The organism is Thalassococcus halodurans (genome assembly GCF_900108225.1).
In the GTDB taxonomy this organism is placed as follows: domain Bacteria; phylum Pseudomonadota; class Alphaproteobacteria; order Rhodobacterales; family Rhodobacteraceae; genus Thalassococcus; species Thalassococcus halodurans.
Genome location: NZ_FNUZ01000001.1, coordinates 614246 through 629348 on the forward strand (window position 1 = coordinate 614246; position 15103 = coordinate 629348).

General features: G+C 59.5%; 11 protein-coding genes. All 11 read right to left on the reverse strand.

Translation table 11 applies throughout. From position 1 onward, the window contains the following. Positions 1-5: 5 nt before the first annotated feature. The 11 genes from C4S59_RS03080 to C4S59_RS03130 all read right to left on the reverse strand — a co-directional run bounded on the left by C4S59_RS03080 (position 6) and on the right by C4S59_RS03130 (position 14823). Positions 6-1133, reverse strand: coding sequence for an SPFH domain-containing protein (locus C4S59_RS03080; protein ID WP_103908989.1), 1128 nt, complete (start codon positions 1131-1133; stop codon positions 6-8). An 18-nt stretch (positions 1134-1151) separates the two neighbouring features. Beyond that, complete coding sequence (locus tag C4S59_RS03085) at positions 1152-2138, reverse strand: DUF2927 domain-containing protein (protein WP_234994661.1); 987 nt, start codon at positions 2136-2138, stop codon at positions 1152-1154. 5 nt (positions 2139-2143) lie between these two features. After that, the gene (locus C4S59_RS03090; RefSeq protein ID WP_103908990.1) at positions 2144-3343 is read right to left on the reverse strand and encodes a toxic anion resistance protein; all 1200 of its coding nucleotides are present in this window, start codon (positions 3341-3343) and stop codon (positions 2144-2146) included. Between the two features lie 16 nt (positions 3344-3359). Then, positions 3360-4256: a 5-bromo-4-chloroindolyl phosphate hydrolysis family protein gene (locus tag C4S59_RS03095; protein WP_103908991.1), complete on the reverse strand. Its 897-nt coding sequence runs from the start codon at positions 4254-4256 to the stop codon at positions 3360-3362. A gap of 230 nt (positions 4257-4486) precedes the next feature. Then, entirely contained in the window at positions 4487-5314 is an 828-nt protein-coding gene (locus tag C4S59_RS03100; RefSeq protein WP_103908992.1) for a hypothetical protein, read from the reverse strand. A gap of 8 nt (positions 5315-5322) precedes the next feature. Continuing rightward, a complete protein-coding gene (locus C4S59_RS03105) occupies positions 5323-5517 on the reverse strand; it encodes a hypothetical protein (protein ID WP_103908993.1) in 195 nt (64 codons plus the stop codon). A 72-nt stretch (positions 5518-5589) separates the two neighbouring features. Continuing rightward, positions 5590-6501, reverse strand: coding sequence for a pseudouridine synthase (locus C4S59_RS03110; RefSeq protein WP_103908994.1), 912 nt, complete (start codon positions 6499-6501; stop codon positions 5590-5592). Positions 6502-6542: 41 nt separating this feature from the next. Beyond that, on the reverse strand, positions 6543-7712 hold the full coding sequence (locus tag C4S59_RS03115; RefSeq protein ID WP_234994662.1) for an HlyD family efflux transporter periplasmic adaptor subunit: 1170 nt from the start codon (positions 7710-7712) through the stop codon (positions 6543-6545). Positions 7713-7729: 17 nt separating this feature from the next. Continuing rightward, complete coding sequence (locus C4S59_RS03120; RefSeq protein WP_407703025.1) at positions 7730-9889, reverse strand: ATP-binding cassette domain-containing protein; 2160 nt, start codon at positions 9887-9889, stop codon at positions 7730-7732. A gap of 53 nt (positions 9890-9942) precedes the next feature. Continuing rightward, the gene (locus tag C4S59_RS03125; RefSeq protein ID WP_103908996.1) at positions 9943-11259 is read right to left on the reverse strand and encodes a TolC family protein; all 1317 of its coding nucleotides are present in this window, start codon (positions 11257-11259) and stop codon (positions 9943-9945) included. Positions 11260-11331: 72 nt separating this feature from the next. Beyond that, positions 11332-14823, reverse strand: coding sequence for an Ig-like domain-containing protein (locus C4S59_RS03130; protein WP_103908997.1), 3492 nt, complete (start codon positions 14821-14823; stop codon positions 11332-11334). Positions 14824-15103 lie beyond the last annotated feature (280 nt).

The following is a 15103-nucleotide window of genomic DNA, read 5'->3' on the forward strand; positions in this document are numbered from 1 at the left end:
GGGGATTATGCACCCGGAGGCGGCGGCGGCATAACGGTAAAAAGCTGCGCCAGTTCGGCCACGTCCTCGGCCCGTTTCCAGCCGTCCTGACCGGCAGTCCAGACATAGGTGTCACGGGCCAAGCCACCCTCGGTCGCCATACGGCCCAGACGCGCCTTGGAGAACGGCCCCGATGTTTCGCCGTTTTCTGCAATGTGCCAGACGTGTTCAACTGGCGGCGGAGGAGGTGCAACGGGGGCGGGGGCAGTCTGCTGAACAGGGGCAGCACCCCACGGACCCTGACGCATCGTCTGCGCGCCCATGGCCATGCCCAGACCAGCGCCGATACCTGCGCCCATGCCTGCACCAGCACCGCCCGTGTTCTGCGCAGCAGAGGTCATCGCCTCGGCTGCGGAATACTGGGTGAACGTGTTCAGATCGCCCGCAATACCCATCGAGCTGCGCTTGTCCAACGCGGCCTCAACAGCCGAGGGCAGCGAAATATTCTCAATATACATCTCGGGCATGCTAAGCCCGTAAACCGCCAGAACCTGCGATACCTGCGCTGCCACCAGCTTGCCCAGATCGGCAGTATTGGCCGCCATATCCAGCACCGGAATGCCCGATGACGCCAGAACGCGGCTGGCCTCTTGGACGATGATGTTGCGGATCTGATAGCTGATCTCGTCCATCGTGAATTCGCCGTCGGTGCCCACGATTTCGGTCAGGAAGCGACCGGGATCGGTGACCTTGATCGTGTAGGTACCATAGGCCCGCAGGCGGATCGGGCCGAACTCCGGATCGCGCAGCATGATCGGGTTCTTGGTGCCCCACTTCAGATCGGTAAAGCGGTTGGTCGAGACAAAGTAGATCTCGGACTTGAAGGGCGACTTGAAACCGTGATCCCAGTGCTGAAGCGATGTCATCACCGGCATGTTGTTGGTTTCAAGCATATACAGGCCAGGTGTGAACACATCGGCCAACTGGCCTTCGTGCACAAACACAGCCGCCTGCCCTTCGCGGACTGTCAGCTTGGCGCCGTACTTGATTTCGTGATTGTCCCGTTCGAACCGCCAGACCATCGTGTCGCGGGTGTCATCGGTCCAGTGGATAACGTCGATGAACTGACCGCTCAGAAAATCGAAAATCGGCATGGTCAAAAACTCCTGTTTTTAGCTCGGGCCAACACTGGCGATCTGGTCGCCGGTCAGTCGCGGGGCAAGGCGGCGCACAATGGGCATCGCCTGTTCGGGTGTCATGCCCGGCGTCAGCGCCGGATCATACAATATCTTCAACAGATACTCGTCATGTGTGGTGAGTAATGCAAATTCGTCGTCATCGTTAAAGATCGACGGCCGCGCGCGGGGGCTGTCGTTGGCAAGCCCCAAACCTTGCGCGATCTCTTCGTGAATGCAGGATTTCATCAGCAAAGGCGGATGTTCCGCACGGATCAGCGCGATGGCCTGCCCGTAGGCATAGCCGCCCGGCTGGTCCGAAAACGCGATCACAAGACAATGGATCGAGCGTGGCAGGGTTTGGAACACAGACAACGACGCACGGTCGATATCCGGCACCAGTTCCTGAATGCGCGGCAGCATCTGGTTGCGGTCATCTTCGCCCATGACCAAGACGTGGAAGTTCGCATTGGCATCCGACATCGAAATCGAATGGCCAGTCACACGTGCAAGCCGCGAGACATAGCGCGAAACGGTGCCCTTTTCGCGCGCCTTCTGGTCATCCGAGACCGAGGCCCCGAATTCGACAGACACGCGCACAGGCTTGGCCCATTTCTTGATCCGGCCCGTCGAACTGGATGACGGGCGAAGGCCCGCACCGCGTTCGTATTCTTCGCGGATGGCGATGGCCTCGAAGTTCTGGATCAGGGTTGTGTCGGTGATCGGCGTATCCGGCCCACCGCCATCGGTGCGCATCAGCCCCTGCCCCACAAGCGAGGTTTCGACCTTGCTGTAGTACGCCGCCAACTCAAGGCTTCTGGCTGAGGGTTCTTTGGGGGCCACGACCACGGGCTCGGGTGCGACCGGCGCGACCTTGGTGGGCGCCGGTGCTTCTTGTTCAGGTGACAGAAACGGATCGGTACAGGCGGCCAAGGCCAACAAAGACCCAGTCGCAAGCCACTTACCAATCCGTTCCATCTTCATACAGGTCAGGCTCCGGGAACGGATGTTCCGGCGTTGTCGCCCGTGCCAGTGCGGCGCGCTTTGGCAGAGGCCAGAGTATCGCGCAGTTCTGCTTCCATCTTTTTCAGCTCTGCCTCGGCCTCGGAACGACGGCGCTTGCCTTCGTCCGCGATCTGCAGGCTTTCCTCGATGGTGCCGATCAGGTCTGCGTTCGCCTGCTTGACCGCTTCGATATCGAAGACACCGCGTTCCATTTCTTCGCGGATCATCTTGTTGCTGTCGCGCAGGTTTTTCGCGTTCGATGTCAGCAACTCGTTGGTCAGGTCATTGGCCGAACGCACAGCTTCTGCGGCTTCGGCAGAACGCTGGATGGTGACCGCTTGCGCCAGCTGGGTTTCCCACAGCGGCACAGTGTTGACCAAGGTCGAGTTGATCTTGGTGACAAGGCTCTTGTCATTTTCCTGAACCATACGGATCGACGGCAGCGACTGCATTGTGACCTGACGGGTCAGCTTCAGATCGTGAACGCGGCGTTCCAGATCGTCACGCGCGGCACGGATGTCACGCAGTTCCTGCGCTTTCATCACCTGATCATTCTCAGCGGCAGCCTGAACTTCGGCCTCTTTCGCGGGGATGACTGTTGTGTCCAGTTCCGCAAGTTTGGCCTCACCGGCTGCAATATAAAGCGCCAGTTCATCGTAGAACTGCAGCGTCTTTTCATACAGCATATCAAGCGACTTGATGTCTTTCAGCAGCGTATGTTCGTGCTTCAGAAGGTCGTCTGTCACCTTGTCGATCTGGCCCTGCACTTCTTCAAAGCGGGCGGTGAATTTGGCGAAAGGCGCGGCGCGACCCAGCAGTTTTTCCCACCATGTACGCTTCTTGCGCACGTCCAGTTCGGACACCGAGAAGCCGCGGATCGTTGTCACGATACCGCGCAGGCTGTCACCTGCCGGGCCAACATCTTTGTTGCGGACGCCAGTCAGCATCGCCTGACTGATTTCCTGCAATTCGGCCTGCGCGGCCGAACCAAAGGACACGATGGATTGCGTGTCGGACATGTCCAACTCGTCCATGCGGCTGCGAATTTCTTCTGCAACAGGCGCGTCGGCGGTTTCCAGTGCGACCAATTCATCGGCTTTCTTTGGCTCGGGCAGCAGTGCCTCCGAGACTTCTTTAACTTCGGCTAGGGCGGCTTCGGCCTTGGCTCGGACTGTATCGGACATCAATAATTCCTTCCCATCAAGAATTCGGCCCCCGGTCGAGCCTGACACCTTCGCGCTGCAAACGATCACGCAACACATCAATTTCCACGGTCAAGTCACTGTTGGTGTCCAACAGCAAAGCTTGCGTTTTCTTGCCGAAACTTTCCTCAAGATCGGTCAAAAGCATCATAAAATCGCTTCGCGCACTGGTATCGCGGGACCGCGTATAGATATCGGCGAACTTCACCGCCGCATCACGGGCCCCCATCAGATAGACGCCAAGGTACTTGCGCGCAGCCGTCAGATCGCGGGGATCGTCCTCGACCGTGCGGATCAGTTTGCGGGCAGATATCTGGAAACGTTCGACGCGGCCTTCGACCTGACGGTCACCGGAACGGCGCGCGGCCTCAAGCATCGAGGTCAGATATGCCTCGGCCTCATCCACAACGCGGGCGACGCGATCCTGCTGAAATTCGTCGATATGTTCGGCACCCTTGGCTTTCAACGGATCGATCCCGAAGGCCGCGATATGCAAGGCAAAGGCGCCAACACCATAAATCAGCGATCCGATCAGGCCGGCGTCATGCGTCATCATCGCGCCAACGGTGCCCAGACCACACAAAATGGCCGCAGCGATCTTGCGCGGCACCGGCGGGCGGGCGATTTTGCGTTCGTTATAGGCCGCCTGCGCTTTCAGACCTTCGCGCAGCAAAAACGCACCAAAGACCCAGATGGCCGCCGCGCCAAGACCCAAAGCGAAATCCGTCGCGCCACCCTTCAGCGACGAAAAGGCCAGAACGATGGCAGGCACGAACATCACGTTCGACCGCGCACCCACAGGTGTTACCCGTGCGCCTTGAAAACCGCTGCGTTCAGAACCGGAGGTCGAGGATGATCCATCGGGGCTGTATTTGCCGCCATACCGCTTTGCCATGCCTTAAAATCCCCCGATCGAACCGGTGGCGGCCCCAAAAAGAAGCACGATAAGCAAAACAAAAGAAATCTTCTGGATCGTAGCGCCCGACAACATAGCCCCCAATCGTCGTATCACGCATTAAACTTAGGTGATCCGTTACGGGCTTGCTAGGGGGAATACCTTTGAGAACGCGGCATTCTTAGACGATTTGCAGAAAGTTCACAGACCGCGCCAAAGGCGCTGCCCGATCAAATGCCGTGACCTTTCATGCGATCAATCAGCAGGTCCGCATCAAAGTCAATCGCACCCTCGTCGCTTTTCATGCGCAGTTTGCGGACGTGGTTTTCGAACGCGTCACCCAGCGCCTGCATGCGTTTGGTGAACCGTTTTGCCGTCGAATGGCTATCAGCGGTCCAGCCACTTTCAAGGGCGTCAACCTCGGCACCGATCAGGGTCAGGATTTTCTCCAGCGGTTGCTGGATTTTGGTGATGTCCTGACCGGATTGGCCGAAGGCGCGCAATACCCGCAGGATCGCACCGTGCAGCGCTTCGATTTTGACGGACAGATCGGGTTCGTTGAAGGCCGAGACACGATCAGACAAGTCCCGCAGACGGTCATCGGTCGACACCAGCAGGTGGCGGGCCGCGCGTTCTGCCATCAGTTGCGGATCATCCAGCCCTTTGCTGCGCAGCGGGTCGATACCGAAGGCAAACAGCGACAGGATCGCCGCCAACCCGCCAAGCATGACCGGCACCTTGATATCCGTCATCTCGCCCATCGCGACGACGGCAACGAACAGACCCACCAGAAGCGATCCAAGGATCAGAGCCGGAATGCGCGGGGCACGTGCGGCGCGCCGTTCCTGATAGTGCGCCTTGGCGGCAGCGCCTTTCACCAGGCACAGAACCGCAACGCCCAGAATGGCAAACTGAATCAGGGTAATCACCAGCGACATCAGCGTGGCTTGCAGCAGTCCGAACATCAGCGGACCGGCAGCCATGACCAACAGAATGATCAGATCATAGCGATCATTCGTGCCTTTGGATGTGTGACGATGAAAACCGATATCAGCCATGGGCCACCTCAGATGTACGCAAGACCGAAGATCAGGACCCACAGGCCGCCAAACGCCAGACCGGACAGCAACCGGCCGCGTTCCAGCGACGCCTGGAATTCGTTTCGCAGCATCGCATAGGCGTCTTGTGCAAAGACACGCAGGTGGGATGCCACCAGAAGGATTGTGATCAGAACGATGGTATATGAAAGCAGTGTTATCATGCCCCCAGATTCACGGCCAAAGGCGGCGAAATCGGGGCATCTGCTTGGAAAAAGCGGGAAAGCTTTGCGACGTTATCCGCGCTTTTTAGGCGACCGGCTGTCTGATTTGGGTCCGCGTTTCGGCTTGGCCCCGCCAGTGGCCGGACCATCCGAACGCCCCTTTGCGCCAGCGTAACTCTTTCGTGCGAAAGGTTTTTTGCCGCTATCGTCATTCCGACTACGGCGCTGGACCTTGGGTTTTTCCGGCGCATCGCCTTCCAGACCCAGCTGATCGCGGACAATTTTTGAACGCACTTCCTCGACCGCGCCCGATTTCAACTGACCCAATTGGAAGGGTCCGTAGGAAACGCGGATCAGGCGATTCACCTGAAGGCCGATATCGGCCATCGCGCGACGGATTTCGCGGTTCTTGCCTTCGCGCAGCGCAACCGTCAGCCACGCGTTCGCGCCCTGCTGGCGGTCCAGCGACACAATCATCGGCTGGAAGTTCTGGCCATCAACCGTGATGCCTTTGCGCAGGGGCGTCAGCATATCGTCGGTGGGGCGGCCGTTCACACGCACGCGGTAGCGGCGCAGCCATCCGGTCGAGGGCAGTTCAAGCTTGCGTTTGATGCCGCCATCGTTGGTCAGCAGCAAAAGACCCTCGGAGTTCAAATCGAGCCGCCCGACAGTCATCACGCGGGGCAATTCTTCGGGCAGGTCATCAAAGATGGTGGGACGTCCCTGTTCATCCTTGGTCGTTGTCACCAGACCCGTCGGTTTGTGATAGAGCCACAGCCGCGGTTTTTCCGGCGCGCCGATGGGGTTGCCGTCAACGGTGATCTTATCTGCTTCGGTCACGTTCAAAGCGGCGCGGTCGATGACCTTGCCGTTCACCGCAATGCGGCCTTCTTCGATCATACGTTCCGCTTCACGGCGCGATGCAACGCCCGCGCGGGCCAGAACTTTGGCGATTCTATCGCCGGGGGGTGTGGATGTGCTCATACGCCCGCCTTACAGCGGATCAGGGCCGCGCGGAAGGGGCCTTAGGGTTCGCGCAGCGCCTCGCGTGTTTTGTAAAGCGGCTTGAGCAGATATTGCAGAACCGTCTTTTCACCGGTCATCAGCTCGACCTGCGCCTGCATGCCCGGACGCAAATCGATCATCGACTGACGGTCGGACAAAGACATCGGATCAACGCGAACGGTGACCTTATAGTGGGACTCGCCATCAGGATCGCGTTCGTCCTTGAACGTATCGGCCGAGATCACATCAACGCGGCCTTTGATCGTGCCATAGATCGTATAATCATAAGCCGACAGCTTGATCGTCGCTTCTTGGCCTGGACGGATGTTGGCGATGTTTTCCGGCGCGACCTTAGCCTCGACCAGCAGTTCTTCTTCGATCGGGATGATCTGCAAGATTTCCTCGCCGGGGCGCACAACGCCGCCGATGGTGGTGATCGACAGTTTGTTCACCACGCCACGCACGGGGCTGACCAGAACGGTCCGTTGCAACTGGTCGGTCGATGCCTTCAGGTTCTGCTTCAGCGTCGCCAGTTCTTTCAGCGTTTCGGAAAACTCCTCGGCGCGGGCCAGTTCAGTCTGGGTGACGATCTCGTCGTGTTTCACCTTGGCATCGGCATAGGTTTTACGGGCCTGCGTGACCTCGATCAGCGCGACAACCTTGTTGGAATAGAGGTTCTCCATCAGCTTCAGCTCGGTCGCGGCCTGATCCAGGATGCGTTTCGCTCCGTCACGGCGCGATACGAAATCCTGCTGACGCGCCCGCAAAAGCGACCGTTCGGACGCAAGGATCGCAGGGTTGGATTCGGCGAAAATTGCGGGGACGTCAAAGTCTGACGCCCCCGCCAGTTCGGCCTCGAGTCGCAAGCGGCGTATCTCGAGGGCGGTGATCTGATCTTCGATGTCGTCCACCGAGGACTGGAACATCGTGCCATGCAAACGGGCCAAAACGTCGCCCTGCATGACTTCTTCGCCTTCCTTCACCAACAGGGCCGACAGAATGCCGCCCTCAAGGTTCTGGATGATTTGCGGGCGTGACGACGACACGAATTCGCCATCCGCCCGCACAATCTCATCGACCCACGCAAAGGACGCCCACAGGATAAACGCCCAAACAGAGATCGCGGACAGCCAGATGGTCAGAGACGGGCCCTTCATCTTGGTTTCGATCTGCGCGTTCAGATCGGTCATGCCCATTGTCATGGTCGTTACCCCTTTTTCCCGCCAGCGGCGGCGCGTTGCAGGTGATCAAGCACCTGATCGCGGGGGCCGTCTACGGTCATGCGACCGCCGTTCAGAATAAGTGTACGCGTCGCCAGCGACAGGATCGGCACGCGGTGCGTGGCAATCACAGCCGTCCGGCCCGGCAACCATTTCGCAAGACGCGAGATCAGCGTTTTCTCAAGCGTCTGGTCCAGCGCGGCGGTCGGTTCGTCCAGCAGCACGATTTCAGGATCCTGCAGCCACAGACGCGCCCAGCCGATGCTTTGGCGCTGACCGACAGACAGGCCCGAGCCACCGTCACCGATGGGCATGTCCAGACCTTCGGGATGCGCTTTGACGTATTGGCCAAGCCCCGCAAAATCCAGCGCGTGATACAGGCGGTCGTCGTCCGCTTCGAGCATCGACAGATTCAGGTTATCGCGCAGCGTGCCCGCAAACAGCCGCACGTCCTGACCCAGATAACCGATGGAGCGGCGCAGGTCGGTCGGGTCGATCTGGCTGATCTCGACCCCGTCCAGCAGAATACGCCCCTCGGTCGCGCCATAAAGACCCGACAGCAGTCGCAGGAAGGTCGACTTGCCCGCACCGTTTGTGCCCAGAATGGCCAGCGACTGACCCGGCTGAATGCCAAGCGCGGGAATATCCAGCGCGGCGTTGCCTTCGCCATAGGCGTAGGTGACGTTGGTCAGTTCGTACTGGCCGCGCAGCCGTTCGCGGCGCAGGTATTTGCGCGTCGCGCTGCGGTCCTGTTCGGACTCGGCGATGGCATCCAAGCCATCCAAAGCAGTTTTGACATTGCCCCAACGCGACATGATGCCGGACAATTGGGTCAACGGCGCAAGCGTGCGCGAGGTCAGGATACCCGTCGCGATGATCGCGCCGACGGTAAAATCACCCGCGAACACCAGATAGGTGCCGGTGATCACCGCGCCCACATAGGTGCCCTGCTGAATGGCCTGCGCCCAGAAGGTCAGGTTGGCCGACAGTTTGCGCTGTTCCGATGTCTTGACCGATTGCACAGCGGACATTTCCGTCCAGAGACGACGGAAGCGGTCTTCGCCACGGGCAGCTTTGATGGTGTCGAGTTCTGCCACAACCTCTTGCAACAGACGGGCCTGTTTAGTGCTGGCGCCCTGCATTTCGCGGGTCAGGCGCATCATCCGGCGTTGCAGCAGCAGGCCCGGCACGACCATCAGGATACCACCCGCGATCAGAACCCAGACAACGCTGCCCGCAATCGACCAGACCATAAACAAGAACAGGAAGATAAACGGAAGGTCAGCCACAGCCCCCACGGTCGAGGCGGTAAAGAATTCGCGCACAGACCCGAATTCGCGCATGGCCGAGAATAGCTGCGACGGCGAACGTGCGGCGATTTCCGAACGCATCCCCAACAGGCGATCCATCAGCAACTGCTGCACGCCCATCTCGATCTGCCGCCCTGCCCCGTCCAACAGTTGCGCACGGGCCGCTTTCAGGAACCCTTCCAGCAGCAGTGCCATCGCGGCACCGGCGGCAAGCACCCAAAGGGTGGCCTCGGATTGATGCGGGATCACGCGGTCATAGACCTGTAGCGAAAACAGCGCGACCGCGACGGCCAGCATGTTCGCCACGAAAGAGCCAATCGCCACCTCGCCGAAATGGCGGGAAAAGCGGCCGAACTGGCCCCAGAACCAATGTTTCTTTTCGTTCAGACCGGCGTGGATTTCGCTCAGCCCTTCGATCGGCGCATCGCCACGCAGGATGATGCCGCTGAACACAGGGGCAAACTCGGCCACCGGCACTTCGCTGCGGCGGTCTTTGACGCTGTCGTCATAGACGGTCAGCATCGATCCGCTTTGCGACAGAACCAGAACGATCTGGCCCGACGTCATCAACGCCAGCGCAGGGAAATGCGCCTTGGTCAGGCGGGTGGATTTCTGCGCCTCGGCCACAAGACCGGCGGCTTTCATGCCCGCCAGCAGCGCCTCGGGGCCATAGCTGTCGTCTTTGCCGCGATGTTTGGTCAGCGCGTCCAGAATATCGGGAATGCGGCCTTCGATGCCCTTTTGGCGGGCAAACAGCCGGATCACTTCGGCACGGGCGCGTGCCTTATCACTGTGCAGGGGCGCACGACCGGGTTTGTTGGCCACAGCCTCTGACATGGTGTTCAGATGCTCTCGGGCCTTACCGGCCATGGCGATGACCTGCTGCGAGTTCAAATCCGATCCCCCGAAGCAAGCACACCTTGAAGCTCGGCGATCCGAAGCTCGGCCCGTGCGGCTTTGTATTTGACCTCAAGCGCGGTTTCGAGCGCGCGGATGTATGTCTCGTAGACGCCGACAACCTCCATCACCTTACGCTGTCCGCCGTCATATTGCTTTTGAAACAGATCAAGGTTGGATTTCGCCTGCGTCACCAGCGATGACGCTTCGGCACTCTGGCGTTTGTAGGCCTCGTATTTGCGGACCAGCGACGCCATTTCACGGTTTGCATCCTCGCGCGCCTCGGACACACGGCGTTCGGCGGTGTCTTTGGTCAGTTCGATGGATTCCAGCGTGGCCATGGTGCCAAAGCCGAAGCCCTGATCGGCCTGTACGTTCAGACCGCCGCCTGTGTTGCCGTTCTGATCAATGCTGGCTTGCGCACCCAGTCCGGGCAGATGGCTGGCGCGGGCGATGCGGGCGTTTGCCAGCGCGATGTCGCGGGCGGTTTCAGCCTCAAGCACCGAAAGCGGTTCAGCGGCCACGGGCGCGGCACCCAGTTGCCCGATACCACGGACATCGTCCATCGGGCTGGCGGACATGGCGTTCAACTCGGCCAGCGCGGTTTCCGCATCTTCCTGCGCGGCGCTGCGCTTGGCTTTCAGATCCGCAAGTTTCTGCTGGATCACATTCAGGTCGGACATGTTGGACACGCCACCTTTGACACGCTGGTCCATGATCCATTCGAAATGGTTCAGATCGCTCAGTGCGGCATCATACTGCGCGGTGGCTTCGCGGCCTTCGGCGGCTTTCAGATAAAGCCCAATGGCATCAGCCACGCGTTTGTTGCCGTCGGTGGACATGGCAACAGCGGCAGCTTCGACCTCGGCCTGTGCCAGATCACGTTCGGCGCGCTTGCGGCCATTGTCGAACAGCACCTGATTGACGACGATTTCGGCCACCAGATCACCCAGCGATGTCAGAGACACGCGCGGGCCCAGCGTCGGAAGCCAGTTCCGGTCAGCGGCCTTTTTGCGCAGGATCGCAACGCGAAGCTCGGCTTCGGCCACGCGGGCATCAGAGGCCAGAACACCGGACGCCACCGTGGCGTATGGGCTGCCTGCCTGAAGGATGCTGTGACGCGCTTTCAGATTCTGGATGATGGGGGATGTTTCACCGTCTGCCTGCACAGACGCCTGCCCCACCAGTTGGTCGTTCGGTCCCGATGCGAAACGCGATGCGGTTTCGGGGGCCGTGGATTTCAGACATCCACTTAATAGAATTGTACTCGACAGAAGCACGATGCCTCTGCGTATTGCCGCCTGCCTCATTGGTCTGTCCCAGTTTTTTTTATGATCATTCCCGGCGCATTGCCCGTGCGCCGGGAGGTCTTAGTTTGGGGATCAGATGACAACCTGAGTGATATCGTCCTCGATACGGACGGTTGCTTCGCCCAGGGTGAAGATGTTGAACCCTTCTCCGTCATTGCCGTGCGCGGTTGCACCGGTAATGGTGATCTGATCGTCAACACCGCCCGTGATGGTCAGCGTGTCTGTGTCAGAGTTCAGAGCAAGGATTTGTGCCTCGGTGATGGTCAGTTCGCTGTCTTCGGCGAACTGCAGATCGATGGTTTCGATCTGGTAGTCGCCCAGCGTATTTGCCAGCGCATCGGTCATGGTGACTTCGGACGTGGTTGTGTCGTCCAGCACCAGATAGGTGCCTGATGTGTTGCCCGCATCATCTGTGCCGGTGATCACAAGGTGCGATCCGTCCGGTACGTTCTGAGTAAAGGCATAGCTGGTTTCATTCAGCGGCTCGCCAAGGTCGAACGACATGTTCGCGACCTCTTCTACGGTGCCCGCGTCAGTCACGTGGCTGACCACAACATCGTCTTCGGTGGTTTCGATTGTCACACCGCGCAGACCTGTGTGGTCACGAGTGTAGCTTTCGACCAGCGGCGAATTCGGCGCATCGGTGTCGATCGACAGGGTTTCCGTGATGGAACGGGTGTTGCCCGCCGCATCCGTCGCCTCGATCAGAACCGGCAGATCGAAGGTGCCGCGCGGGATGTCCGCAGACGCCAGATCGACGCTCCAGTTGCCGTTTGCATCGACAGTCGCAGTGTGTGTCACGCCGTTGATCGTCACCTGCACGGTGGACCCGCGTTCTACGGTGCCGGTCAGGGTCAGACCTTGCGACGCTTCTGCTGCGTTGACCACGCCGTCCCCGGCGATGAATTCGTTGGTGCCTGTCAGCGTGTCGACCAGCGTATCAACCTGGAAGGTCTGCGTGGTCTGCGTGCTGTTGCCCGCCATGTCGGTTGTATTGATCACAGCCGTGGTGGTGTAGGTGCCTGCCGGAACCTCGCCCGCCGCAAAGGCCACGGACCAGTTGCCGTTCGCATCAACGTTGGCTGCGCGTGTCACACCTTCGAACGTCACGGTCACAGCCGCGCCCGGTTCGGTGGAACCGGTCAGGACGATACCGTTGGACGCTTCGGCACCATTCACGATGCCATCGCCTTCCACCGGATCGGTCGAAACGCTGAAGTTCTGCACCTCGGTATCGATGCTGACGCTGTCGGTACGGGTCAGAGTGTTGCCTGCCGCGTCTGTGATGGTCGCGGTGATCTGTGCCTCATACGTGCCTTGCGGAATTTCCGAAGACAGGAAGTTCGCGGTCCAGATGCCTTGCGCATTGGTCATCACGTTGCGGCTGACGCCACCCAATGTGACTGTAACCATCTGGTTCGGATCGGATGTACCGGTCAGAACCACGCCATCCTGCGCCTCGGCGAAGTTGACGACATCGTCGCCTTCAACCGGTGCGGCGCTGATGGTCAGGCGACCTGCGTCTGTATCCACAGCAACCTGCTGGCTGATTGTCGATACGTTGCCGGCAGCGTCGGTTGCCACGGCGGTCAGCGTGTAGCTGCCTTCGCCTGCGGGCATTTCGCCTGCGCCAAAGCTTACTGTCCATGTACCATTCGAAGCCACAGTCGCCGCACGGTTCACGCCGTTGAAGCTGACCATGACGGTGCTGCCCGGCTCTGTTGTGCCCGACAGGGACATGCCTTGCGACGCCTCAGCCGCGTTGACCACGCCGTCCGCACCACCCGGTGCGCCGTTGATCGCAAAGTTGCGCACCAGCGTGTCGACATCAACTGTGCCGGATGCTGTGGCCGTGTTGCCAGCCGCATCGGTCGACACCGCTGTAACTGCAACCGTCTGTTCGCCCTGCGGAATTTCCGACGCAGGGAAGTCAACCGACCAGCTGCCATTCGCACCCACAACTGCGGGGCGTGTCGCGGACCCGAAGGTGACCATCACGGACGACCCCGGTTCGGCAGTGCCTGTCAGGGTCACGCCGTCAGTGCGCTCGGTGTTGTTGATGACACCGTCGCCTTCGACGCCTGCGGTCGAAACCGTCAGGCCGGTGGTTGTGTCCAGATGGAATGTATCTCTCGCCGTGGCCGAGTTGCCCGCCAGATCTGTCGAGGTCGCCGTGACAGTGATGTCCTGCGTGCCTTCGGGCAGATCAGAGGCGGCAAATGTCACGCTCCATGCGCCATTCGCACCAACTGTTGTTGTGTGCTCGACACCCAGAATGCTGACGACAACGGTCGCACCCGCTTCGCCTGTGCCCGAGAAGGACACACCATCAGAACGCTCAGCTGCGTTGACGATATCGTCGCCTTCCACAGCTGTGGTCGAGAACGACAGCGAGGTTTCGGTGTCGATACGAATCGTGTCGGTGATGACGGTGCTGTTGCCCGCCGCGTCCGTCGCGGTGATGATGATATCCGCGTCGTATTCACCACCCGGCAGTGTGGTTTCGTCGATGGTGACCATCCAGCCACCATTCGCATCCACTGTCGCGGGGAAATCTGTGCCGCCAACTGTGACAACCACGGTCGAACCCGGTTCAACCTGACCGCTCAGAACAACGCCACCTGCGTGGCCATCGCCGTTGATGATTTCGCTGACGGAAACCGTGCCGCTTTCGACCTCGACCGCGGGGGCGGTGACATCGATGCTGACGCTGGGGCCATCCAGATCGACAGAAGAACCGTCGGGCTGGTTGACTGTAACGTCGACTTCATAGTTGCCATCGGCAGGGAATGCGTCGCCGGTAAATTCGGCTTCCCACGTGCCTTCGTCCGTGGCTGTCGTTGTGACGGTTTCCTCGCCAATCGTGACGATCACTTCGGAACCCGGTTCAGCCGTACCTGTGATGACAACTGTCTGTGTGTCATCGCCGTAAACTTCGCGCGGAACGTCGACGTCATCCACTGTCGGCGTGATCATCGAGCTGCCGCCACCCGAACCACCGCCCGAGCCGTCATCATCCAGAAGCGACGCACCCAAAAGGGCCGCACCACCCGCAGCCGCAGCCGCCGCAGCACCACCGCCACCTGCCAGACCTGCGCCCAGCAGACCGGTCGCCAACATGCTGACCTCTTCTTCGGGCTGCACGTCGTTCGCGATCATCGCGTAGTCGGACGGCGATACGACCGCCGGTTCTTCGACAAAGATCAGATCATCTTCAGGGGACCATTTACCCCATGTTTCTGTGGGGCCGTACTGGGCCAGCAGAATGCCGCCCTCGGCCTCGACGAACTGGACCGAATTCAATTGGCCTTCGGCGCTCAGATACAGCGACACAGGGGCGCCATTGCCGAAATAGCCGTCCAGAACGATCACGCGGCCATCGGCCAGAGTGATCAGAAGGTCGTCGCCCGCACGGTCATAGCCACGCAGGTTTTCTTGTTTGATATTGATAGAAATTTGGTCGCCACGGTCGACAGGGATTACAAAACCATCACCATCACTACCCACGGTACCCATCTGCACCGCACCCGCAGGGGTACGGATCGCATAATCGATCGCGTTCATTATAACACCGCCGTTGCCTCAATCGACGACTTTTCGCCGTCATATTCTTTTATGATTTCATCCGTACCTTAATTTCGCCTCATTCTCCAAGGGAAAATGCGTCAGGAATTATCAATAGTGACAAATTGCAACGAAAGTTGTTGTCAAAATCCAACACACGCATCACAGCTTTGGAATTTCTAACCAACTGGAAAAAAACAAAATTTTTCCGAACGATATTTTCAAAGCCTTTATTTTCCTGATCTTTTACCCCATCGCGCCCTGCCGCTGCCGCCAACCC